The sequence below is a fragment of the Cryomorphaceae bacterium genome (genome assembly GCA_017798125.1).
GTDB lineage: Bacteria > Bacteroidota > Bacteroidia > Flavobacteriales > ECT2AJA-044 > ECT2AJA-044.
Genome location: CP059070.1, coordinates 1,390,217 through 1,412,753, shown reverse-complemented (window position 1 = coordinate 1,412,753; position 22,537 = coordinate 1,390,217). Strand labels below are relative to the sequence as shown.

The window sequence follows — 22,537 nt, the reverse complement described above, 5'->3', positions numbered from 1 at the left end:
GAGCTTAACGCAAAATGACCAGCTTCTCGTATTTCTCGTCCGAAGAATTATCAATCATCGAACGGACTTTTACGCGGTACACATACACCCCGCGGCCAATTTCGTCACCGTACTCATCGAGTCCGTCCCAGGTCACAGGCACCACGCGGAACCCGTCCGAGGTGACATTGGCATTCAGGGTTTTCACCAGCTTCCCAGAAACGGTGAAGATCTGCACCTGAACCTCTAAGGGCTCGGCCGGGCGGTTGTGTTCGAAATGGAATTCCGTGTAGGTCGTAAAGGGGTTCGGGTAATTCAAAACGTGATCCAAGGCGAGGTTCGCGCTTTCCGCCACCACAAACTCCGTTTCGGCTTCCGCACTGTTGTTCGCCACATCGTAGGCCTTCATATATAAATGGTGACGACCCGGAGACAGACTCTGAAGCGGATAGCGCACATTTCCACGGGTGAAGTCATCGACGTCGGCTTCGTAGAAATCATTCAAGACAATGGGACTGGAACTCTCTCGATCAATGACCGAGATCAAATCGTGCCCAATTCCATTCCCGACCACATTGATTCCAAGTGAATCGTAGAGCAAAGCAAAGATGTCCGGATTCTCATCCGTGATACCTCCGAACACAAAGGACTCATCGTTCATGTACAGTTCAATCCGGGGACCTTCGTCATCGAGCAAGGGATCATCGCTGGTTCCTCCAATCAGGATGCTCTTCTCCGCACCGCCGGCATCGGTCTTTCCTTGCAAGGCGTAGTGCGAGAGCTTTCCAAAGTCGATTTGGTAGGCGATGTCAATGGGCACCACAAACTCATAGTTCCACTGACCATTGACCACGGAGGCTTTACCTTTATATATGGTGTTCTGACGATCAATGAAAGGAATCGGAGCCGCTGCACCGTTGTTATCCAAGGTCTCTAGAGCAGAGAACTTATCGAATACTGTGGCATTCAGTATTCCATTGAAGTCGGAGACCAGCTGGCCGTTCAAGTCGTTGATGGTTCCGCTTACCTCCACTTTGCTCAGAGCAGAAAGTGTATCGGTAAAAGCACTCACCGCTGTTTGGTTGATGGTGCTCACGTTGACCGTATACTCGGGACGGTGGAAGCGCATGGCTGGATCACCGAGAAGTCCAAAGCGACGACGGTCTTGAGAGGTTCCCGCACCGTTCTTCGTGAAGCGCATGATTTCTCCAAAGGTGTAGTCCTCACCGTTGGCGTCTTTCTCAAAGGCGTAATCGTAGAACAGGTTGTTCAATACATCCGCTGGACCCACAAAGACCACCCGCATGGTACTGAACAAGGCCACGGAGGTTCCATCGGGGTTCAACAAGGCATATTCACCGGCCGATACTCGGTTGGGATCATCCATCCGGCTAAACTCACAGGTGATGGTCAACATCACATTCAGCTTGTCAATGTTTTGGTAGGAACGGACATCGTTCACATTCAAGATACCCTCACTGGCCCAACCTACCTCTCCTCCGTGCCCAACATAGTTGATCAAGAGTACTCCGCGCTCAATTTGGTTGCGCAGTTCATCCATCACTTCCGGATACTGCTCCCCTGCCGCAGAGGTGACCTGGGTGTAGGCATCCGAGTAAAGCTTGCGCACATTCAGTTCGGGGTACAAGGTGTCGACCTCCACGGCTAGGCGATCGGCGTTGCCCATCAAAACGGTTTCCCATCCTTCGTCTACGTCGTCGGCCACAAAGAGTACGCGCTGCGTCCAGTCTCCGTAAGACTCTTGTTCGTAGTAGCGGATAATCTTATCCACCACAGTGCGCGCTTCAGATACATTCTTAACCGTCAATCGCCCAACGCTCAAGTCGAGAACGTCGTTGAAGATGCGCTCCCCTTCATCGGGGTCCAGACAGCCGAAGTAGTCATCAGTGCAAAAGCTCTCGTACAAACTAAAGCTCGGTACGCTTTGGTAGGTGGCTACCAAGTTCGTGTTGTCGTTCAAGACGTCCTTATAATCATAGGAACAGTCACCAAAGAGCAAGAGGTGCTTCGGCAAGTCATCAGGCGTTGCCGCACGCTCGTAGAACATGCGCATGAAATCGCGAATGGCCGATGGATCCTGCTTACCCGATCCAAATTCGTGATAGATCTGCTGCGGGGTCACCACGGTGACCGTCATATCGTCTTCCACCGCGTGGAAATCAGCTAAGCGCTGCGCTTCTTCCAAGAAGGGCTTCGGAGACACGATGAACATGTCCGCTACGGGAAGGCCGTGCAGGTTCTGATTGTCGACCGATCCAAAGAGGGCTGGCGTTGGGAAATTGGAACCGTTGAAAGCGATGTACTGACGCAAAGCCGAGGCGTCGCGTTGCCAAGTAACGGTTTGCTGCCCTGAATTGGTGACGACCGCACCGGCGTTCAATGGATCTGAAACTTCCCAGACGGTAGCGCCCGAGGCAAAGGTCATGGTGTATTGCGCCAGATTCCCCGAACCAATGACATCGGGTTGAGCAATGCGCATGTAGTTTCCGGAGTATTCGAGATCACGAACCACGTTTACCGCCAAGTAATCCAACCAGGCAATCGATCCCGGGATTCCATTATCAGTATATACCGCCGAAAGAATGATGTTGCTGGGGTTACTGTTGTTGTAGGTTCCCGATCCCTCGTCTTCCTTGACGTAGTCCGCCGAAGGACTGGAACTCACCCCGGTGAAGTTCATGGTCACGGGTACCGCCCCGTTGTTGGAACGAATCTGAATGTTGGTGTTGCTCGAAGAGCGGGCCACCGAACGGGCTTTGACCCAAACGGGCTCCACGGTCACTAGATTCGGGAAGTTAAAGGTGAAATTGTAGCTCGGCGTCACGTCGAAATACTCGCCGAACCACTCGCGTCCGGATCCAACGAGGTTGGTCCAATCGTTCTCGTGATGAACGTAGTCCACAAATTGATTCACCGTATGGGTCGGCGTTCCCGGATCATCGCTGAGCGATGCCACGCGTTTTCCGTTCGCCCCACCAGCCGAAACATAATAATAGTTGGTATCGCAGTAGGAGTTCTTTTCGAATTCGAAGTTGCCGCCCTCGATCAGATTCCACTTTCCCGGTCCTTCCGCATAGAAGAGGATGTAATCCCCGCCGTCAAGGCTTCCATCGGCCTCCCCTTGCACCACAATGGCGAGTTCTTGAAGGTCATCAACCCGCGGAGCATCATTCGCCGGAGGCACCATGCCACCGCCACCGCCGTATACTTTTAAGGTGCGCGGATCCAAACTCGCCACGCCCAAGCCCAAATCGCTCAGTGCATTGCGGTCGAGTTTATACAGACCTTCTTCCGTCACCCCAACGCGAAACCAATTTCCGGTAGCGAGTGCACTCTGCGCGGTCCAGGAGCGGCTTTGGCCCTGACGGGCCGATGCGGTTTTGGCCTCAACCCGCCCAAATTTCCAAGTAAAAGAGGTCAATTTCTCCACCTGCCCCGTTGATGGGTTGCGGCGAAGCGGTATGAGTTCGATACGGGCAATGGGTTGCTTGCGGGACCATCCGACCGTAGGTCGTACTTCCACTGCCGAAGGCAATTCAACATTACCCAAGGTTTTGCGCTCAGCGGCGGTCAGGCTTTCGTACAAGGTATTCTCCAACACCACTTCGAAACCGGCGGGGCGTCCGCTCATGTCTTGCTGCACCATCAAATGGGGCAAAGCACTGCCGGGCAGGTTGTAGTACGCGCCGTCAAAATGTAAGGCCGGGACCGTAACGTCTCCACTGGTCAGCACGGTCGGTGCGTTCCAGTTCAGAATGACCGCGTTTTCCTGAGCTTGAGTAAGGCCCGTCAACGCGACGAAGACTAGCATGAATAATTTCCGCATGTGAGCTATCGTTTACCTCTACTCCAACGAGACGAAAGTCGCCGTAGTATGGTGGGGCCAAAAATAAGGCAATCCACGCGTAACCCCACCCTTTTACAACGACTTGCGTCCATATGTAAAGGAATTCGTATTATTGTTGGTTCATTAACCTGATCAGATGAAACACTTATTAGCAGTTGGTTTTGCACTTCTACTCAGTGCTGGAGCAGCACATGCGCAGGACCCTCACTTCTCGCAGTTCTATGCTAATCCTCTGTATTTGAACCCGGCGATGGCTGGTGCTTCAAAGTGTCCACGGGTAAATACTATCTATCGAAATCAGTACCCCGCACTCGGTGCTTTCCGCACTATTGGCGCGTCGTACGACCAGTTCGTGAATGGTATTAGCGGTGGATTGGGATTGTTGGTCACCAATGACAACGCCGGTGACGGAACGCTTGGAATTACAGAAGTAAGCGCCATCTATAGCTACCACTTGACGGTGAGTCGTGAGGTGAGCTTGTTGGTCGGTTTTCAAGCTGGATATCGTCAGCGTACGCTGGATTGGAGTTCACTTCGTTTCGGTGATCAGATCGATAACTTATACGGGTTTGTACGCCCTACTCAAGAAGTACAAGGTGAAGACCAAGTTGGACACGTTGATCTTTCAACGGGTTTTGTGTTGTTCACTGACATTTTCTACATCGGAGGTGCTTTCCACCACTTGACACAACCGGATGATCCATTCCTCGTAGAGTCTACTCTTCCCATGAAGATGACCTTCCACGGGGGTGCGCAAATCCCCATCGGTGGTGGCCGTTTGGCTTCTGGCCCAACAACCACTTTGAATCCTGGAGTACTCTACCAACAGCAAGGGGAGTTCCAGCAAATGAACTTCTTATTATCTGTAACGCGAGACGTATTGACCGGAGGTTTGGCCTTCCGTCACAACGTGACCAACGCGGACGCCCTAGTCGTCTTGATTGGATTCCAGCCTACAGATGCCCTTTCCATTGGCTACAGCTACGACTTTACCGTAAGCGAGTTTTCGAACCAAGAAGGTGGTGCTCACGAGATCTCTTTGAGCTACCAGTTCGACTGCAAGCCTAAGAAGAAGAAATTCAAAACAATAAACTGCCCAAAGTTTTAGTTTACCTTTGTGCAGCGAAATGTGCCTAAATCTCATGATTTTGAAAACCAAAAATCTTGCGCCCATTGCTTTGGCCTTCAGTGCCATGGTGATTTTTTCGGCGTGTAGCGAATCGAGCGAGACAACCGGTTGGAGTTATAACGACTCCAAAAACGGTGGATTCGAAGCGAATTTGAACTATCAGGGTCAAGAGACCGGTCCTGGATTGGTCTTCGTTGAAGGGGGTACCTTCACTATGGGCCGTGTAGAGAACGACGTGATGTACGACTGGGACAACATCCCACGCCGCGTGACCGTCTCTTCTTTCTACATGGACGAGACCGAGGTGACCAACGTAGCGTACCGCGAGTACTTGTACTGGCTCAACCGCGTATACTACTACAGCTATCCTGAAGTGTACGAGAAGGCATTGCCGGATACCCTCGTATGGCGTTCAGAATTGGCGTACAACGAACCTTATGTAGAAACGTACTTGCGTCACCCAGCATACAACATGTACCCAGTAGTTGGGGTGAACTGGTTGCAAGCAAACGATTTCTGTGCTTGGCGTACGGATCGTGTGAACGAGCAAATCCTCATCGCAGAGGGCATCTTGCGCACGAACCCAAACCAGTACGACGATGACAACTTCGACACCGATGCTTACCTCTACGGTCAGTATGTCGGAGAAGTCAAGAAGAACTTACCGGACCTCAATCCTGATGGAGCCGGAGATGCAGGTCGCCACGTAAAAATGGAAGACGGGATCATCTTGCCAAAGTATCGACTCCCAACTGAAGCGGAGTGGGAATACGCTGCTCAAGCACTGATCGGAAACACCGAATTCGAGCGTGTAACTGAAAAGCGTCGTTACCCATGGAACGGCCATGGTGTTCGTAATGCGGACAACAAGGTCAAAGGTCAAATGCTCGCCAACTTCAAGCGTGGACGAGGAGACAACATGGGTATCGGTGGGTACTTGAACGACGGATGGGACGTCACTGCGCCAGTGCGTAGCTTCCCTCCTAACGACTTCGGTTTGTACGATATGGCCGGAAACGTAAACGAGTGGGTGGCTGACGTATACCGCCCATTGAGCATGGAAGACATGAATGACTTCCGCGCCTACCGCGGAAACGTTTACGAGACTTGGGCGACCGACGAAGAAGGTTACATTGAGCCTGTTGACTCTTTGGGTAACATGGTGAAGCGCGAAGTGACCGAAGAAGAAGTTTTGGGACGTCGGAACTACAAGCGCTCTGATGTTCGTGATTTCTTGGACGGAGATGTTGAGTCTTCTATCTACTACGATCAAGGACAAGTTCCTGAAGGAGAAGCCGCGATGTACGACTACGGTCGCACCAGCTTGTACAACAACAACGTTCGTGTGTACAAGGGAGGATCTTGGAAAGATCGCGCTTACTGGTTGGTTCCAGGCACACGCCGCTACCTTGAAGAAAACCTCGGAACGGATGATATTGGATTCCGTTGTGCGATGCACCGAGTTGGTGACCCACGAGGTAACTAAGCAAAGAAATTATGTATTAGATTTATCCCCCGGCCCAATCGTCGGGGGATTTTTTTATGTCATCAATCGAAGACCTCTACGAACTCTACAAACGCAACCCGCGGATCAGCACGGATACGCGCAAAATTGAACCGGGTTGCATCTTTATCGCCCTGAAAGGCGATCGTTTCAACGGCAACCAATACGCAGAAGAAGCCCTAAACAAAGGGGCCGCCTTCGCGGTCATCGACGAACCGGAATACAACGGCAAAGACCGGTTCTTGGTCGAAGATGGACTGAAAGCCTTGCAAGACCTCGCTCGCCATCATCGTCGGCAGTTGGAGATACCCGTCATCGGACTTACGGGCTCCAATGGAAAGACCACGAGCAAGGAATTGCTGCGCGATACCCTGGCCCAGAAATTCAGGGTTTACGCTACCAAGGGCAACCTCAATAACCACATTGGGGTGCCGCTCAGCATTTTGGAAATCACGGACGAACACGAGATGGCCGTGATTGAAATGGGGGCCAACCACCAGAAAGAAATTGAATTCCTCTGCACCATCTCCATGCCGGACTTCGGCTTTATCACGAACTTCGGGAAGGCCCACTTGGAAGGCTTTGGAGGCGTGAAGGGAGTGATCAAGGGAAAGAGTGAATTGTACGCCTGGTTGCGCAACAACGGAGGTACAGCCTTCGTCTGTTCGGACGACAAGAAGCAGATGAAAAAGAGCAAAGGCATTAAACGCATTACCTTTGGGGAACGGAGTGGTGACTTGCACATCGGGCCGCAGGCCAAAGATAAGTTCGTCGGAGTGCTGTGGGAAGAACACAGCGCGCTAACGAAGCTTACCGGGGGGTACAACTACCGAAATATGGCCTATGCCGTTTTGATTGCGCGGCATTTTGGCGTCAAAGACGAGGATATCGTGAGTGGACTTGAGAGCTATAATCCGACCCTGAATCGCTCGCAGTACCAGAAGGGACTGCTCAACGAGCTGGTGGTGGATTGCTACAATGCGAATCCCAGCAGCATGAAGGAGGCCATTCTGAACCTGCGCCAGTTTAAGAACCCAGCGGTGATCCTCGGAGATATGTTGGAACTCGGGGAGCTCAGCGGAAAGGAGCACAAGAAAGTGTGCAAGCTGCTGCAGACAGAGGGTATTGATCAGGTGATCCTGGTGGGGCCGCTTTTTGCCGCCTGTAAGCGCCCGAAAGAGTTCTTGAGCTTCGCCAGTACGGATGAGGCCTTGGCCTACATCAAAAAACATCCATTTGAAAATCGTACGGTGCTTTTGAAAGGATCGCGCGGTGTCGCCCTGGAGCGATTGATTCCCTTCCTTTAATAGATCGCAGAAGCTCCAGAATGGAGCTCGATGGTCGCGGGGTCTACCATGAGGTAATCCCAGCCTCCGTTGGAGTAGCTTTTGCCCGTGAGTGTGGCCGGCTGACCGATGTATGGAATGAGCTCTTCGTGAATGCGTTCACCATTGGGTCCCGTCACCAAGAAGTACTCCTCCCCTTTCTCCGTGTTCACCACCAGGACCGGCGGTATGCCACCGCGGATGCAGAGGGCCGCACAGCTGCGGTGAATTTTTCCAAAGCCCGGTTTCATGACCCCGAAGTAGCACTTAGGGTCTACGATCTCTCCCGATACGGTGTGGGGTACAGCGCTGGACCGAGTGCTGGGTGCGTGCCAAAGGACTCCGTCGGGGTCGACACGAACCGTATTGGCATCGGTCAGCTGAATGAAGGTGCGGCCGTTGTAGTAGATGAGATTGCCTTCAACCGTAAGTGGCTTGTGCACGAGGTCAGGCAGCATGTCCTTGGCTCCTTTGAGATAGGCCTCGGGGCCGTATTTACCAAAGCCGAGCAATACGACGTCTTGAAAGAGTCCATCGCCCAGTTCTGTGCGGAGGATGGGATAGGGATCTTCGATGTACCAGCCCTTAACCACTGTTTGTTCCGATAGATCGAAGCTACTGTTTACCGAGGCCTGTTGGAAGCCGGCGAAGGCCAAGGCACTCACCAGGAGGGCTACGAAGGCCAGCAAGACAAAGCGACGGAGACGACTCTTGGTCTGAGGCCCAGCTCCGTCAACGTAGCCGATAAAGAATTCATCGTTCCGACTCATGAGGCAGGGACTTTACAGGGTTCAACAGGAGTTCCTTCGGCCAAAGCCTTGGCGTGGATGTAGACGTAGCCGTCTTCGATCTTGAGCTTGTAGGTGGCGATTTTTTCGGTGAAGGGCGGCGGCGATTGGCCATTACCGGGCAAGTATTGATAGCCGTGCCAGGGACAGGTGATGCAGCCGTCGACAATCTTCCCTTCGCCCAGTGGACCGCCTTGGTGCTTGCAGTAGTTGTGGACCGCAGAGAGGGCCCCTTCGTGTTTGAATATGGCCACCCGCTCATTGGCGACCGTGAAGATCTTGGCCCGCGATTCTTCAATCTCATCAGGCGTACAGACGCGCAACCACTCCTCGTTGGCCTTTTGGGCCTCGGCGTCTTTGCGGCGCTCTTGAAAGGCGGCACGGATATGAGTCGTTGATATGGCGATGAAGCCTAGGACCATGAGTCCGGCCGTCACTGAGGAGGCTTCTTGTTGAAAGGCTCCCAGAAGGACGTGCCCCAGAAGTAAGGCGTACGCGATATAGACCTTCATGTGCAGGGCTTTCCAAATGCGAGGGCCTAGATTGTGCAGGAAAAAGTCGTGGCTGGTGGCCGCCATGGTAAAGAAGATCAGAAGGGCCAGGAATCCGAGGGTTTGGAACGGGAACTGCGCCAGCGAACCATAGCTCGGATTACTCGCGAAGATGGACCAGATGGGATTGATGTTCCCCAGGGTGTGGAACTGAATGATGGCGAAAATGCCGTGAACGGCTGCCGCGAGGAACATGGTGACGCCCAGGTGGCGGCGGTTATAGAGCAAGGGCAAGAACTGCGGGTTCAATCGGGCCAAGGGGCCGATGAGCAGGATGAGGTGCAGCAAGAGCAACGAAAGGGTGCCGAATGCTCTCAAGATGAGGGTTTCTGGTGTGGCTTCGGGGTTAAAAGCGAAGGTCAGGGCGCTGAAGAGGATCAGGTAGCTCAAGACAAAGATCAAGATCCAGCGATCGTAGCGCTTCTTGTTCTTATTCCAGATAACGTAGGTATAACTCAATCCCATGGCTTAAAATTCAGTGCGGTAGAGTTCTACTTCTTTGAGGGCGTCCATAAGGACAAAGGCTTTGAGCTGTTGATCGGCTCGAAACTCGTAGTGACCGGCTGTTGAAACGGGCCCTAAGAGCACAAGTTGATCCCCGGGGGCCACGATGCCGTAGGCGAGGGTTCCGGAGCTGGAGGGCGCTTCAGCGAGGTCGACCAGGACGAGCATGTGATCGTTTCGGACGTCTAGGGTCACGACGATGTCTTCCCCACCGGCGAGGGTGTGGCCCAAGGCGGTCTGGTCAAAGGAAAGCAAGGGCGTTTGGATGAGTACGAGAACGATGAAAATGCCGAGGAAAGGTGCTCCGATGACCCAGCGAAAGAAATGTCCCCGACGTTGAGCGGTATTCATGATTTCGATGGGTTTTTGATGTAGCGCATCAGGAGCACGGGCCAGGTGGCGAGGATGCCCGGAAAGAGCAGGACGCGCACTCCTTTTGGGGAGTTTGCGAGTTGGGCATCGAGCCGTGAGGCTCCAAAGAAAACAATGAAGAGGGCGAAGACGAATCCGATGGCGGCGTAGGCCGCGAGGAAGTCTAGGAAGATTTCGATCACGATCATTGGGGCAGCAGTTTTTTAGCCAGGCGAGGCAGGGTGAGGCCTTGGACAACGATGGAGAAAATCACGATGGTGTAGGTCGTGGTGAGGATGAACTCGCGTAAGGGAGTATCGGGCAGTGAGAGGGCCAGACCAACGGAAATTCCGCCGCGCAGTCCGGACCACGTTAAGATGGCCATGTCGGACAGGCTGGATTTACGATCCTTGCGCAAGAAAAGGTTGGCGACCACGACCGAACCAAAGCGGGCACTGAGGGCCAAGGGAATGGCTAATAGGGCCACCCAGATGTAGTTGGTGTCAAAGTCGAGGCGTAGGATTTCCATCCCGATGAGCATGAAGAGGATGGCGTTGAGGATGTCGTCGATGATTTTCCAGAAGGCGTTCATGGCGCGGCGCTGATCGTCCATCCGGTCGAGTTTGTTCAGGTAATTGCCGGCAAACAGGCCCATCATGACCATGGCGAGGGCGCCAGATACTTCAATTTCGTTGGCCAAGTAATAGCCGCCCATGACGATGGCGATGCTCAGATGTACGCCGACAATGGGTGCATCGTCCAGCTTCTTCCAAAACTGCACCAAGATCCATCCCAGAGCGGCTCCCAGGGCCAAGCCACCGAGGCCTTCACGGGCGAAGCTTTCCAGGACAAATCCCAGCCCCACCCCTTCTCCGGGCATAGAGGCAATGGAAAAGACGCTTAAGAAGACCACAATGCCGACTCCGTCATTGAAGAGGGATTCACCGACGATCTTGATCTCGAGTTCTTCAGGTGTATTGGACCCGCTGAGGAGGGCCAACACGGCCACCGGGTCTGTGGGTGAGATGAGGGCTCCAAAGGTCAGGCAGTACCAAAAGCTGATGTCGATGCCAAAGAGGATGGTGAGTCCGTAGAGCCCAGAACCAATCAATAGGGTAGATACGAGGACGCTGATGGTGGCCAGGGTAATGACCGGTCCACGCTCCATCTTGAGGGCGTGCAGGTTTACGTGGATGGAACCGGCGAAGAGGAGAAAGCTCAAGAGGAAATCGAAGAGGATCTCGCGGAAGTCGATGCCTTCAATGGCACTGCAAACGTTGCGGAAACCCTCGGGGTCAAAGATGCCCACGATGGCCAGTACCACGGCGGCACCTAGGGATAGTAGCAGAATGCCGATGGTTTCGGGCAGCTTGAGAAAGCGCGTGTTCAGATAGTTGAACAGGGAGCTTAGGCCAATGAGGACGATGAAGGTTGCAAACATGAGCGGCGGTTTATCGGATTCCAGCCCAGGCGATGCCGGTGAGCTCGTGCATGTCGCGGTTAAACGTGGAAAGGTCGCCCGGATTGAACTTCGAGATGTCGTCATAGCCGCAACTGCGGGCGATCACCTGTATGAGGCCCGTGGTCGCTTCAAAGAAGTTGGCCAATTGGCGGGCGCTGGATTGGATGATCAATCGACTGCGCAGGTTTTCTTTCTGCGTGGCGATGCCTACGGGGCAGTTGTTGGTTCCACAGGCCCGCATACCGAGGCAGCCGATGGCCTGCAGGGCCGAATTTGAAACAGCCACCGCGTCGGCGCCCATCATGAGGGCCTTGGCAAAGTCTTCTGCGATGCGCAATCCTCCGGTCACCACAAGGGTGATATCTGAGGCGTTGCAGTCATCGAGGTGTTTGCGCGCACGTGCGAGGGCTGGAATGGTGGGCACGTTGATGTTGTCCCGGAGCACGGTAGGTGCTGAACCGGTCCCTCCTCCCCGTCCGTCGAGGATGATGTAGTCAGCGCCGGCCTCTAGGGCAAAGTCGATATCTGCTTCGATGTGGCTCGCGGCCAATTTGAAGCCGATGGGAATTCCTCCGGTCCGCTCGCGCACGGCATCAGCGAAATCGGCAAAGTCTGCGGCGGTGACCAGATCGGTAAAAGTTGCCGGGCTGATGGCCGTGGTGCCGGCTTCGAGCCCGCGCACTTCGGCGATTTCACCGACCACTTTATTCCCGGGCAAATGGCCCCCGGTGCCGGTTTTGGCCCCTTGCCCCCCTTTAAAGTGAAAGGCCTGGGCCTTCTCGACCTTGTCCCAACTGAAGCCGAACTTGGCCGAAGCCAACTCGTAGAAATATCGTGAATTGCTCGCCTGCTCATCGGGCAGCATGCCCCCTTCTCCCGAGCAGATTCCGGTACCGGCCATCTCTGCTCCTTTCGAAAGGGCCAGTTTGGCCTCGCGAGACAGTGCTCCGAAGCTCATGTCCGAAACGAAGAGCGGAATGTCCAGCTCCAAAGGCTTGGCGGCCCGCGGTCCGATCACCACCTTCGTGGCCACCTCCGCTTCATCGAGCAACGGTTTCCGCGCCAGCTGGGCCGGCAAGAATTGAATGTCTTTCCACTGAGGCAGGGTATTACGGTCCACCCCCATGGAGGCCGAAAAACCATGGTGCCCCACGTTGCGAAGACCATTCCGCGCCAATTCCATGATGTAGCCCGTGTAGGGCTCGGTGTCCTCGGGATGGATGTCCGCGTAGGTTCCGAGATAGGCCTCCCGGTCAAAGGGCTGGGGATGCTTCTCCTGAAAAGCTTGCACTTCCGCGAGGGAAATTTGCACCTCATCCCCTTCGATGCGCTCGGCAAACTTGTGCAGCGCCTCATCGTTGTTGTACTCGCTGATCCCCGTATCGTAGCGGTAATCCCAACCGTGCACCCCGCAAATGAGGTTGTGCCCGTCGATGTGGCCATCGGCCAGTAGGGCCCCGCGGTGGTGGCAGCGACCGTACATCACGGAGATTCCCTTTTCGTGCTTGATCACGACCAGGTCGGTATCGTCCACGAGGGCGTAGGCCGGTGTTAAATCTTCCAGTTCGGAGAGGCGGGCCACGGTGACCCAATCAGTATGTACGGACATGTCGAGCGGTTTAGGGTTGGTTCATCCAAGGTTCTCGGTGGGGCCTCGGCGGCGTCCATTCCTTCCGGAACGTCTTCTCCGCCAACAGGTCTTCGTATATCAGAATCTGCGCCTCACGGCGCGATGAAAAACTCGTCACACTAATCGTCTTGGGGACCAATCCCTTCTTCTCCATCATCAAACTCTCCTCGGCATTCCCCGATCCCCCAAAGTGGTGGAAATCAAAAATGCCCGATTGGGAGTACACCTCATGGCCCGCCAGCCACTCGCCAAACCACTGCTCGCGTTTATCGCGCACGGGCTGTGGATACAGGGTGGCACTCGACCAAATACAGGGCTTAGATGCATCCAGCGGGTTGTAGTGCAAGGTCTTTTCGTCCCAGCGGAACTCGTGCAGTACGCCTTCCTGCGCCCAAACGAGTGTGAAGGGCTCCAGATCGTGCGCGTCGTAGTTCGCGGCAAACTCCTCTGGGGACTCGTAGTCAAAGCTCTGTAGGGGCACCAGGCCCCGGCTGTGTCGGTAGGGCGGCTGATGCTTGTGCGTTTCGTAGGCCCCGTTCAAGAGGCAGCGGGCCCGGCCATCATGGTGCAGGGCAATCCAGCTTCCACTCCCCTGCGGATCGCGGGGAAAGAGCACTCCGGGCCGATTCGGATCATAGGTATCGGGCTCTTGCGCACGGGCGCGGTTCGGATCCTCGTCTCGATTGCTGGTGAGCAAGAAACCGTCGGCCAGGGGCAAGTAGGTGACCGTACACATTAGAAGGACACGGCGTTGCGGTGGTTCGCCGTGGAGGCGGCCACACCAAAGGATTCATCCAAGGGTTGATCCGGACGGATGGCCGACCAAGCAATGCGCAAAATGGCCATGTGGTGGATGCAGTGCTCCACGTTGTAGGCCAGTTCGCGGAAAAGGCTCGTAGCCGCCGTGGTGCTCTCCGGTGATCCGGGGACCAGGCGACCTTCCCACAGTAGGGGAATGTCTTCGCGGAGGGCATTCACCCGGGACATGATGTCCCCAATGATGGAGCGCATGAGCTCGCGGTCGGTCTCCCACTCCGCCTTGCGGGCGCGCAGGTCATAGTTGACCACGGCCTCGGTTCGGTCGAGTAAGAGGTAATAATTTTCAACGATGTGTCGGCAGTGCTGGCCCATGGAGGAGCCGCCCAATAGGGGCATCGCCTGCGCGTATTCTTTGTCGGTCAAAAGGGACAAAAGACGGTCCAACTGGGACAGTCGTAATCGATTAGCTTCTATCAAAGGTCTCATAGGTTATAGGACAAATGTATGCGGCCCCGAACAAGGTCAAGGTCGCATATCGGACAAAACGCCTTTGAAGATAAAAAAACCCCTCGACCGAAGGCCGAAGGGTTTACTAAAATCGTTGTCCGGAGGACTTAGTCTTTCAAGCAATCGCGTGAAATAACGATGCGCTGAATCTCAGAAGTTCCTTCGTAGATCTGCGTGATCTTGGCATCGCGCATCAAGCGCTCTACGTGGTACTCCTTCACGAATCCGTATCCACCGTGCACCTGAACGGCCTCTGTGGTCACCCACATGGCGGTTTCTGAAGCGTGCAACTTGGCCATGGCACTGGCCACGTCAAAGTTCTCACCGGCATCTTTCAAAGCTGCTGCTTTATAGATCAACAAGCGGGACGCCTCGATGCGCGTAGCCATATCCGCCAATTTGAAGGCGATGGCCTGGTGCTGTCCAATCGGCTTACCAAAGGTGGTACGTTCTTTTGAGTACTGTACCGCTAACTCATACGCTCCTGCGGCAATCCCGAGGGCTTGAGCGGCAATTCCGATACGACCTCCGCTGAGGGTTTTCATGGCGAACTTGAATCCAAATCCGTCTTCTCCTACGCGGTTTTCCTTCGGCACCTTTACGTCGGTGAACATGAGGCTGTGGGTATCAGACCCGCGGATACCGAGTTTGTCTTCTTTCTTACCAACCACGAATCCTTCCATGCCTTTCTCCACGATGAGGCAGTTGATTCCGCGGTGACCTTTTTCGCGATCGGTCTGAGCGATGACCAAGTAGATGGACGCACTGTTTCCGTTCGTGATCCAGTTCTTGTTTCCGTTGAGCAAGTAGTGATCGCCTTTGTCTTCGGCAGTGGTGCGCTGAGAAGTAGCATCGGATCCCGCTTCTGGCTCACTCAAACAAAAGGCTCCAATCATTTCTCCTGAAGCAAGCGGCTTCAAGTACTTCTCTTTTTGCTCTGGCGATCCGAATTTGTCGAGTCCCCAGCAAACGAGGGAGTTGTTGACCGACATCGCTACAGAGGCGGATGCGTCGATCTTGCTGATTTCTTCCATAGCCAGCACGTAGCTCATGGTGTCCATTCCACCACCGTTGTAGGCGGGGTCCACCATCATGCCCATGAAGCCGAGCTCACCCATTTTCTTGATCTCCTCGGCGGGGAAGCGCTGTTCGTCGTCGCGCTCGATGACACCCGGCAACAGCTCAGTACGAGCGAATTCGCGGGCCGTGTCACGGATCATCTTGTGCTCTTCGGTCAGTTCGAAACTCATTAGTAAAATTTTTGCGTTGTGTAGTGCTTTAACAGAGGCGCAAAGGTAATGGTTTTACGGATATTTGATAGTATTGAAGAATGGAGGAATCACACCAAATCAGGGCCTTAGGCATCATGTCCGGCACCTCGCTCGACGGGCTAGACCTGTGCCTTGCTGAGTTTTCAGCGCCTCACGGCGCGATGCCCTCTTGGAACCACCGCATCCTCCGAACCGAGACCGTCCCCTACTCGGCCGATTGGCGCCGCATCCTCAGCCACAGTCATCTCCTGCCCCAGCACGAGCTCTGGCAGCTGGATGTACTTTACGCCAAGTGGATGGCCACGCAGGTCAAACGCTTCCTCAAAAGGGAGACCGTGGACGTTATCGGGAGTCACGGGCATACCGTGCACCACATGCCCGATCAAGGGAAAACGGTCCAAATCGGGAATGGTCAAACCCTGGCCGATGAAGTGGGCCTTCCGGTCATCTACGATTTTCGACAGCCCGATGTAGACCTGGGTGGTCAAGGAGCGCCGCTGGTGCCAATTGGTGATGAGCTGCTTTTTGGGAACTATGAAGTGTGCTTAAACTTGGGTGGCTTTATGAATGCCAGCTGGCGCCAGGATGGCGTTCGACGGGCTGGGGATATTGGGCCGATGAATATTGGGCTGAACCACATTGCCCGGCTCTTGGATCAGGAGTACGATGCCGGCGGTAAGCTGGCACGGCAGGGGCAGTTGATTCCCTCGCTCTATGATTTTTGGAACGGGCTGAGCTTCTTTGATGAGGCGCCGCCGAAGTCCTTGGGGCGCGAGTTTATGGATCAGTACTACCTCCCCTACTTCAGCGATCACGCGCCGCTGGATTTGCTGCACACATTGACGCGCCATGCGGCGCTGCAGTTGAGCCGGGTCTTGGCGGACCGGCCCGGAAAGGTGCTGGCGACCGGCGGTGGGGTGTACAACGATTTCTTCCGCGAGCTGGTGATGGACTACGGCGGGCCGGAGCTGGTGGTGCCGGAGGCCGAGGTGGTCGAGTTTAAGGAGGCGCTGGTGTTTGCCTTTATGGCCGTGTTGAAGCGGCGCGGGGAGGTGAACGTGCTGAGCAGTGTGACGGGAGGTCGGGAAGATCACGCATCGGGCCGTGAGGCCCATCCCCCACCTACGCCGAAGGCGTAAATTTCATTTCTTCATAACGAGCGGGTGCGTGGGTTTTTTACCTTTGCGGCACTACACGAAGGACTTATGAAGGAACTACTCGAAAAATTCGAAAACAAAGCACCCGAAATCGTCTTTGAATGGAACGATCCAGAGACGGATGCGGAAGGTTGGGTGGTCATCAATTCACTGCGCGGCGGGGCTGCCGGTGGAGGTACGCGGATGCGTCCGGGATTGAACCGCCACGAGGTATTGTCGCTGGCTAAAACCATGGAAGTGAAGTTCACGGTCAGTGGGCCGGCCATTGGTGGTGCTAAATCGGGAATCAACTTTGATCCGCGCGATCCGCGCAAGGCGGGGGTACTGCAGCGCTGGTACAAGGCGGTGATTCCACTCCTGAAGAACTACTACGGAACGGGCGGGGATTTGAACGTGGATGAGATCCACGAGGTGATTCCGATCACGGAAGAATACGGATTGTGGCATCCGCAAGAAGGCGTCCTTCAGGGACACTTCACGCCACGCGACAGTGAGAAGATCAAAAAGATTGGTCAGTTGCGCCAGGGGGTTTCTAAAGTCCTCGAGGATGCGCATTACTCGCCAGAGCTCTCGCGCAAGTACGTGGTGGCCGATATGATCACCGGTTACGGGGTCAGCGAAAGCGTGCGCCACTACTACGATATCTACGGCGGTTCGGTCGAAGGTAAGCGCGTGATTGTGCAAGGCTGGGGAAATGTGGGGGCTGCGGCGGCCTTCTACATGACCCAGGCCGGAGCCAAGGTTGTGGGGATCATCGACCGCGTGGGTGGTTTGATCAAGGAAGAAGGATTTAGCTTCGACGAGATCACTCAGCTCTTCTTGGAAAAAGACGGAAACCAGTTGGCGAGCTCACAGCACACTTTGCTCTCTTTTGAGGAAGTGAACGAGCGCGTGTGGGATATGAACGCCGAGGTATTCTTGCCTTGTGCGGCTTCTCGCCTGATCACCCGAGAACAAGCAGACCGTATGATTGCGGCGGGTATGGAAGTGATTGCCTGCGGGGCCAATGTGCCTTTTGCCGATCAGGAGATCTTTTGGCATCAACTCGCATGAGTACCTGGAACCGCAGATTGTGGCAGTGTTGTTCCGGACTTGCATTTCGAACTTTGCGGATTATTGGCGCGTGTGTTTGCCTATCTGATGGAAACGGATGTGGAGCTGAGCGACGACGCCATCTTCACCGATACCAGCGAGACCATTCACCGCGCTTTGGCCATGAGCCACAGCAAAAACGACAGCAAGACGAAGATCGCACAGACGGCCTTCGAAATCGCATTGAACCAACTCCTCTAACTCTACTCTAAACTCCTTTTTGTCATGTACATCGCAATGGTTGTCATCTTCGTGCTCGGGTACTTGTTCATTGCCCTTGAGCATCCGTTGAAAATTGACAAGGCGGCATCGGCCCTGGTGACGGGGGTGGTGTGTTGGGCGCTTTACGCGGCCATGGAGCACTTTGACGTGAGCCACGGCTATGAGCACCATTTGCTGGAGCACTTGAGCGAGATTGCGTCGATCCTCTTCTTTTTGATGGGGGCGATGACCATCGTAGAGACCGTAGACGCACACGAAGGATTCTCGGTCATTACTGACCGCATCAAGACCACGAACAAGGTAAAACTCCTTTGGATTGTGGCCATCTTGACCTTCTTCTTCAGCGCTGTATTGGACAACTTGACCACTTCCATTGTGATGGTCTCATTGCTGCGCAAGCTGATCAAGGACAAAGAAACGCGTTGGATGTTTGCGGGTATTGTGGTTGTTGCCGCGAACGCAGGAGGAAAGCTTGTGGCCTCCGGTGGGGACGTGACCACGACCGCGCTGCTGGATGCGGTGGACAGATCACTGCGGTCAGCCGCTCATCAGCCGTCATCTTCTTGAGAGGCTCGCTCGTGTAAGTTGCTGGTACCGATGGCGGTCTTGAGCTTCACCATGAAAGGAACGGTGGAGCGTCCAGAAAAAGTGAGCGATCACCACGAAGTCGAGGTGGCGCAAAAAGAAAAGATCTTAATTTTCGTCTTGGGGGTTGCCGGTCTTTTGTTCGTACCGGTCTTCAAGACCATCACCCACCTCCCTCCGTTTATGGGGATGATGTTCAGCCTCGGAGTCCTTTGGGTGGTGACCGAGCGTTTGCACCACAACAAGGAGTGGGAAGAGCGTCAGCAGCTGATGGTGATCCACGTGCTGCGTAAGATCGACACCGCTTCGGTTCTTTTCTTCCTAGGAATCCTATTGGCCGTAGCCTCTTTGCAGAGCGCGGGACAGCTGGGCCAGATGGCCACTTTCCTAGACGGAAGCATCGGTACTTCAGAGCCTAGCGGAGTCTATGCGGTCAGCATGATCATTGGGCTACTGAGCGCCATTGTGGACAATGTGCCCCTCGTGGCGGCAGCTATGGGGATGTACGATATTGACGCCGCCGGATTCTTTTCTCAGGATGGTCTATTCTGGGAATTCTTGGCCTACTGTGCCGGGACGGGAGGTTCTGCCCTCATCATTGGTTCTGCAAGCCGGTGGTGCGGCGGTCGTGGTCTCGAAAAAATTGACTTTATTTGGTAATTGAAGCATATCAGCCTGTTGGCCATTTTGGCCTACTTTGCCGGGCGGTTGGAAAGATCCTCGAGGTGGCCTTGTTCCGATAAGCCTGAGCCGAGGCAGGCACAATATTTCGAAGGACCGTTTCTGACCGTATTACGAATAACCTTAATTCCTAGATCTCGTGACCGATCTACTGCAGATCAACAACCTGAGTGTTGGCCACCAGACACCTGCGCAAAAGTCGCACGCCCACGGCGAACAACGCGCTTTTCGCATCATCAAGCGCTGCAGCAACTCTGTGTTGGTATCGGTGGAAACGATCATCAAATGCTCGTTGCGTAAGACTCCAGGCATCATTGCCGTCGGATAGTTCCACGCCGTGTCTGCTGGGCTCCACTGGCATGCATCAAAAAGGCGAGCAGGCATGGAGACTCCCCGAACGAACGTTCCACGCGACTTCTTACATGGGACGGACGCCTCGGCAGCGCCACCGACGCCTGTGGCACCAGCACACGTCGATCGCCTGAAGAATCGCGCGGAGGGCTCTGCATCAGGAAAACGCCCGCTCGAAGAACATCCTTCACGCAGCCGTGAAAGTTGCCGGAAGCTTTCCAGTCAACTCCATGGAAATCAACTTGGTCGCACATTGGCCATCATTTCTGAGCAGCCCTGATGATTACCGTTCCTGGGAACCGTCATCGGGATGATCCTCGCCTTCCACGAGATGGCGAATGCCGGTGGGCAGATCAACGTTGAAATGCTTTCTCTCAATCAGGGAGTCGTATACCGACCATGACCATTCTCACCGTGGCCGGATTGATTGTGGGTGTTGTGGCTCTATCGGGCATTTGGCGGCCAACTTGCTTGTATCGCGCGGTGGTCTAAAGTGGTCTCTTCAAGATGGAAGCCCGCTCTATCACTGAATTTGGATCTCTTCATGAACTGGTCGCCTATTGAATTTGCGCAGCCGAAATAGAATGGAAGTGCGAACTTCGATGTCCTTTCGATGACGGATTATCGTGTTCTTGAAACTCATCTTCTCTGGTGTTGACTTCAGTACCTTGGTCACCATTGGTGAAATGCCTGGTGTGGATTTGAGTATTGCCCCGTGAGCAAGGCCAAGACGGTGAAGAAGCAGAGCACCAGCGTGCAGGCATGTGACAAAGGAACCTGAATCTACTTTGCATCACCGGCGTACCGATGTGGAGCTTGAGCTGCTTCGGCAGAAGCACGCTCGTGGGCCAATTGGGCGGGGATGATGAAAGCACTATAGTATTGCGCCGTCGAGCAAGGCGTGCCCATTGAGTATGCGGTGACCGTGATGGACATTGCGTACCGAAATCAATTCAAGATCGTGTTAGCGACCGATCCAAAGTAATGGTAGGCGACCAGCAAGACAGAAGGAAAGGCCTGTACTGGACCATTGGCATCCACGTGGTGATGCTGCTCCTGTTCTTCTTCTTTGGGCTGATTTGGTATGGTCCCTCCGCCTGAGGACAGGATCGCCATCAACTTCGAATGTAGAAGCCGCCTTTGGTCCTACCTCTCTTAATCGACATGGCAGACCTGGCACCACCGCAAAACCAGAGGTGAAGCGGGCGAGATGTGCCCGATATGTGCCCCGTGGAAAAGCGAGTCCCGTAGAGCAGATCGAAGTAGTAGGCTGTTCCAAGACGCGTGGTAAACGGTCAAGCATTGACAACGAAGAGAGCAGGTGAAGCCGCTCCCGAAAAAGCCGAAGAAGCCCAAGCCCCAGCGATGAGCTGAACATCGCGCATGAACGACTTCTTCTTCGGTCAACAGCAATTCCTCAACGAAGGGGATGCCCGATCCCGGCGATATGGGGACCCCGTCGGTAACCCACGTGCAATCACTAAGGAAACGGTGGCAGTAAAGGTAGCGGAAGGGCTGGCACCTCGGCGCACGGTAATCCCGAACAAGCTCAGGCACTGGTACATATTTGCAACGGCGAAGAAGTGGTTGTGCCCAGTTGAGGAAATCAGGGTAGATCGAACCATTACGAGAAGCTTACATTTTGCCCTTGAAAGAGAGAACGAGGGTACCACTAACACCACGCCTGTCTGTCTGCGACCAAAGCTGAAGAGCTGCTCATGTGAAAGCTTACCTGGCGAGGTAGACGCAATCGGCTTGAGTTTTTAACAAATCAGGACCATCATGTCTACCGCTTCAAACAGGAGTTAAGCCCTCTCACTCCACTTTGACCTACGAGGCGATCCAATGGCTCTTTTGCACGAAGCTTCCACATGCGCAACGCGTGGGCGGGTGCGGCGACTGGCACTTGACCTGCAAGCCAAATACCTGGGACCCTCATGGATTACACTGGGCCACCCAAAGAACACACACCTCAAGACCATCCACGTGAAACATGGCACAACTTGAGTGCAGGAAAGGGCAGCCATGCACTGCCCGCCCAGCGTCTTCCATGTATTCCCATGGCCCGCACCGTGAAGGCTCTACACTTCCCTCAAAAGATTTTGCGCGGAACAGCATGCCCCTCAGACACGCATTTTGATGATCCACTAAGCCGATGTCCTCGACTTCGTCCAGAAGCACCAGCCCTGGTTCCAAGAACACCAGTGCTCCTTCTTCGAAATGACCGTAGGCCTCGCCTTCGACTACTTCCGCCGCACCCTACCCGATATTGCCATCATTGAGACCGGCATGGGCGGGCGATTAGACTCGACCAATGTCATCACCCCTGAGAGACGTCATCGGCACGCATTGGCATGACCACCAGAAGTTCTGGGCAATACCCTAGAAAATTGCACGGTGAAAAGGCCGGAATCATCATAGCTGGGTTCGATTGTTGAGCAGGCGAAACTCCAACCGGAAAACCGCGCCCGTGTTCCGAGCCAAGGCCAAAGAAGTGGGCGCTCCCATCACCTTCGCCGAAGACCTCGACTTGCCGGTTCCTGAAAGTGACCTTCAAGGCCCCTATCAGCCCAAGAACCTGATCACCATTTCGGCTGCATTGGAGGTCTATCGATCGCTCGAAGGCTCCTTGCCCTTAAACGATGAACAGATTGCGGAAGGCCTGCTCCAGGTTCAAAAAACCACAGGCCTCCGGGGCCGCTGGCAGATCATCTCCGAGGAGACGGGGGATCATTCTGCGCCAGGCGACCTGGCGTGAAGAAGCCATCCGCTGCATCGTGGAACGTATGAAGGAAACCAAAGGCACTTCAAACTTTTTGTT

19 protein-coding genes and 2 pseudogenes are annotated in these 22,537 nt (G+C 54.5%); 10 read left to right on the top strand and 11 right to left on the bottom strand.

Translation table 11 applies throughout. The annotated features are described in order from the left end of the window. Nucleotides 1-4: 4 nt before the first annotated feature. The gene (porU, locus tag HZ996_05980) at nucleotides 5-3,826 is read right to left on the bottom strand and encodes a type IX secretion system sortase PorU (protein ID QTN38718.1); all 3,822 of its coding nucleotides are present in this window, start codon (nucleotides 3,824-3,826) and stop codon (nucleotides 5-7) included. Nucleotides 3,827-3,983: 157 nt separating this feature from the next. Between porU and HZ996_05975 the strand changes: the two genes are divergently transcribed. From HZ996_05975 to HZ996_05965, 3 genes are read left to right on the top strand one after another with little or no spacing between them, the layout of a single operon-like run. After that, the gene (locus HZ996_05975) at nucleotides 3,984-4,955 is read left to right on the top strand and encodes a PorP/SprF family type IX secretion system membrane protein (protein QTN38717.1); all 972 of its coding nucleotides are present in this window, start codon (nucleotides 3,984-3,986) and stop codon (nucleotides 4,953-4,955) included. A gap of 34 nt (nucleotides 4,956-4,989) precedes the next feature. Then, nucleotides 4,990-6,462: an SUMF1/EgtB/PvdO family nonheme iron enzyme gene (locus tag HZ996_05970; protein ID QTN38716.1), complete on the top strand. Its 1,473-nt coding sequence runs from the start codon at nucleotides 4,990-4,992 to the stop codon at nucleotides 6,460-6,462. 56 nt (nucleotides 6,463-6,518) lie between these two features. Then, nucleotides 6,519-7,787, top strand: coding sequence for a UDP-N-acetylmuramoyl-tripeptide--D-alanyl-D-alanine ligase (locus HZ996_05965; GenBank protein QTN38715.1), 1,269 nt, complete (start codon nucleotides 6,519-6,521; stop codon nucleotides 7,785-7,787). Here HZ996_05965 and HZ996_05960 read toward each other — a convergent pair. The 9 genes from HZ996_05960 to HZ996_05920 all read right to left on the bottom strand — a co-directional run bounded on the left by HZ996_05960 (nucleotide 7,784) and on the right by HZ996_05920 (nucleotide 15,607). Then, nucleotides 7,784-8,575 carry a hypothetical protein gene (locus HZ996_05960; protein QTN38714.1) on the bottom strand — a complete coding sequence of 264 codons (792 nt, stop codon included), beginning with the start codon at nucleotides 8,573-8,575 and terminating at the stop codon, nucleotides 7,784-7,786. The genes HZ996_05965 and HZ996_05960 overlap by 4 nt on opposite strands. Further along, nucleotides 8,572-9,609, bottom strand: coding sequence for a ferric reductase-like transmembrane domain-containing protein (locus HZ996_05955; protein QTN38713.1), 1,038 nt, complete (start codon nucleotides 9,607-9,609; stop codon nucleotides 8,572-8,574). Before HZ996_05955 ends, HZ996_05960 begins: the two co-directional genes overlap by 4 nt. 3 nt (nucleotides 9,610-9,612) lie before the next feature. Beyond that, entirely contained in the window at nucleotides 9,613-9,999 is a 387-nt protein-coding gene (locus HZ996_05950) for a hypothetical protein (GenBank protein QTN38712.1), read from the bottom strand. Continuing rightward, nucleotides 9,996-10,208: a hypothetical protein gene (locus HZ996_05945; protein ID QTN38711.1), complete on the bottom strand. Its 213-nt coding sequence runs from the start codon at nucleotides 10,206-10,208 to the stop codon at nucleotides 9,996-9,998. Before HZ996_05945 ends, HZ996_05950 begins: the two co-directional genes overlap by 4 nt. After that, a complete protein-coding gene (locus tag HZ996_05940; GenBank protein ID QTN38710.1) occupies nucleotides 10,205-11,440 on the bottom strand; it encodes a sodium:proton antiporter in 1,236 nt (411 codons plus the stop codon). Before HZ996_05940 ends, HZ996_05945 begins: the two co-directional genes overlap by 4 nt. A 10-nt stretch (nucleotides 11,441-11,450) precedes the next feature. Further along, on the bottom strand, nucleotides 11,451-13,070 hold the full coding sequence (locus HZ996_05935; GenBank protein QTN38709.1) for a Rieske 2Fe-2S domain-containing protein: 1,620 nt from the start codon (nucleotides 13,068-13,070) through the stop codon (nucleotides 11,451-11,453). Nucleotides 13,071-13,080: 10 nt separating this feature from the next. Then, a complete protein-coding gene (locus HZ996_05930) occupies nucleotides 13,081-13,827 on the bottom strand; it encodes an NRDE family protein (GenBank protein QTN38708.1) in 747 nt (248 codons plus the stop codon). Beyond that, nucleotides 13,827-14,336, bottom strand: coding sequence for a hypothetical protein (locus tag HZ996_05925; GenBank protein QTN38707.1), 510 nt, complete (start codon nucleotides 14,334-14,336; stop codon nucleotides 13,827-13,829). The genes HZ996_05930 and HZ996_05925 overlap by 1 nt, the downstream gene beginning before the upstream one ends. A 128-nt stretch (nucleotides 14,337-14,464) precedes the next feature. Continuing rightward, nucleotides 14,465-15,607 (bottom strand): acyl-CoA dehydrogenase, encoded by a 1,143-nt coding sequence (locus HZ996_05920; GenBank protein ID QTN38706.1) that lies wholly within the window; start codon nucleotides 15,605-15,607, stop codon nucleotides 14,465-14,467. Between the two features lie 80 nt (nucleotides 15,608-15,687). On the opposite strand from HZ996_05920, the gene HZ996_05915 reads away from it, so the two are divergent. The 5 genes and pseudogenes from HZ996_05915 (at nucleotide 15,688) to HZ996_05895 (ending at nucleotide 19,996) form a co-directional block, all read left to right on the top strand. Continuing rightward, nucleotides 15,688-16,767, top strand: coding sequence for an anhydro-N-acetylmuramic acid kinase (locus tag HZ996_05915; protein QTN38705.1), 1,080 nt, complete (start codon nucleotides 15,688-15,690; stop codon nucleotides 16,765-16,767). Between the two features lie 66 nt (nucleotides 16,768-16,833). Beyond that, a pseudogene (locus tag HZ996_05910) lies at nucleotides 16,834-18,078 on the top strand (amino acid dehydrogenase). A 24-nt stretch (nucleotides 18,079-18,102) separates the two neighbouring features. Then, nucleotides 18,103-19,344, top strand: a pseudogene (nhaD, locus tag HZ996_05905) (sodium:proton antiporter NhaD). Nucleotides 19,345-19,504: 160 nt separating this feature from the next. Further along, the gene (locus HZ996_05900; GenBank protein ID QTN38704.1) at nucleotides 19,505-19,693 is read left to right on the top strand and encodes a hypothetical protein; all 189 of its coding nucleotides are present in this window, start codon (nucleotides 19,505-19,507) and stop codon (nucleotides 19,691-19,693) included. Nucleotides 19,694-19,747: 54 nt separating this feature from the next. Further along, nucleotides 19,748-19,996, top strand: coding sequence for a hypothetical protein (locus HZ996_05895; GenBank protein QTN38703.1), 249 nt, complete (start codon nucleotides 19,748-19,750; stop codon nucleotides 19,994-19,996). A 668-nt stretch (nucleotides 19,997-20,664) separates the two neighbouring features. On the opposite strand, the gene HZ996_05890 is transcribed toward HZ996_05895, so the two are convergent. Continuing rightward, a complete protein-coding gene (locus tag HZ996_05890; protein ID QTN38702.1) occupies nucleotides 20,665-20,832 on the bottom strand; it encodes a hypothetical protein in 168 nt (55 codons plus the stop codon). Between the two features lie 1,104 nt (nucleotides 20,833-21,936). Here HZ996_05890 and HZ996_05885 point away from each other — a divergent pair. Continuing rightward, entirely contained in the window at nucleotides 21,937-22,074 is a 138-nt protein-coding gene (locus HZ996_05885; GenBank protein QTN38701.1) for a hypothetical protein, read from the top strand. A gap of 112 nt (nucleotides 22,075-22,186) precedes the next feature. Next, nucleotides 22,187-22,474: a hypothetical protein gene (locus HZ996_05880; GenBank protein ID QTN38700.1), complete on the top strand. Its 288-nt coding sequence runs from the start codon at nucleotides 22,187-22,189 to the stop codon at nucleotides 22,472-22,474. Nucleotides 22,475-22,537 lie beyond the last annotated feature (63 nt).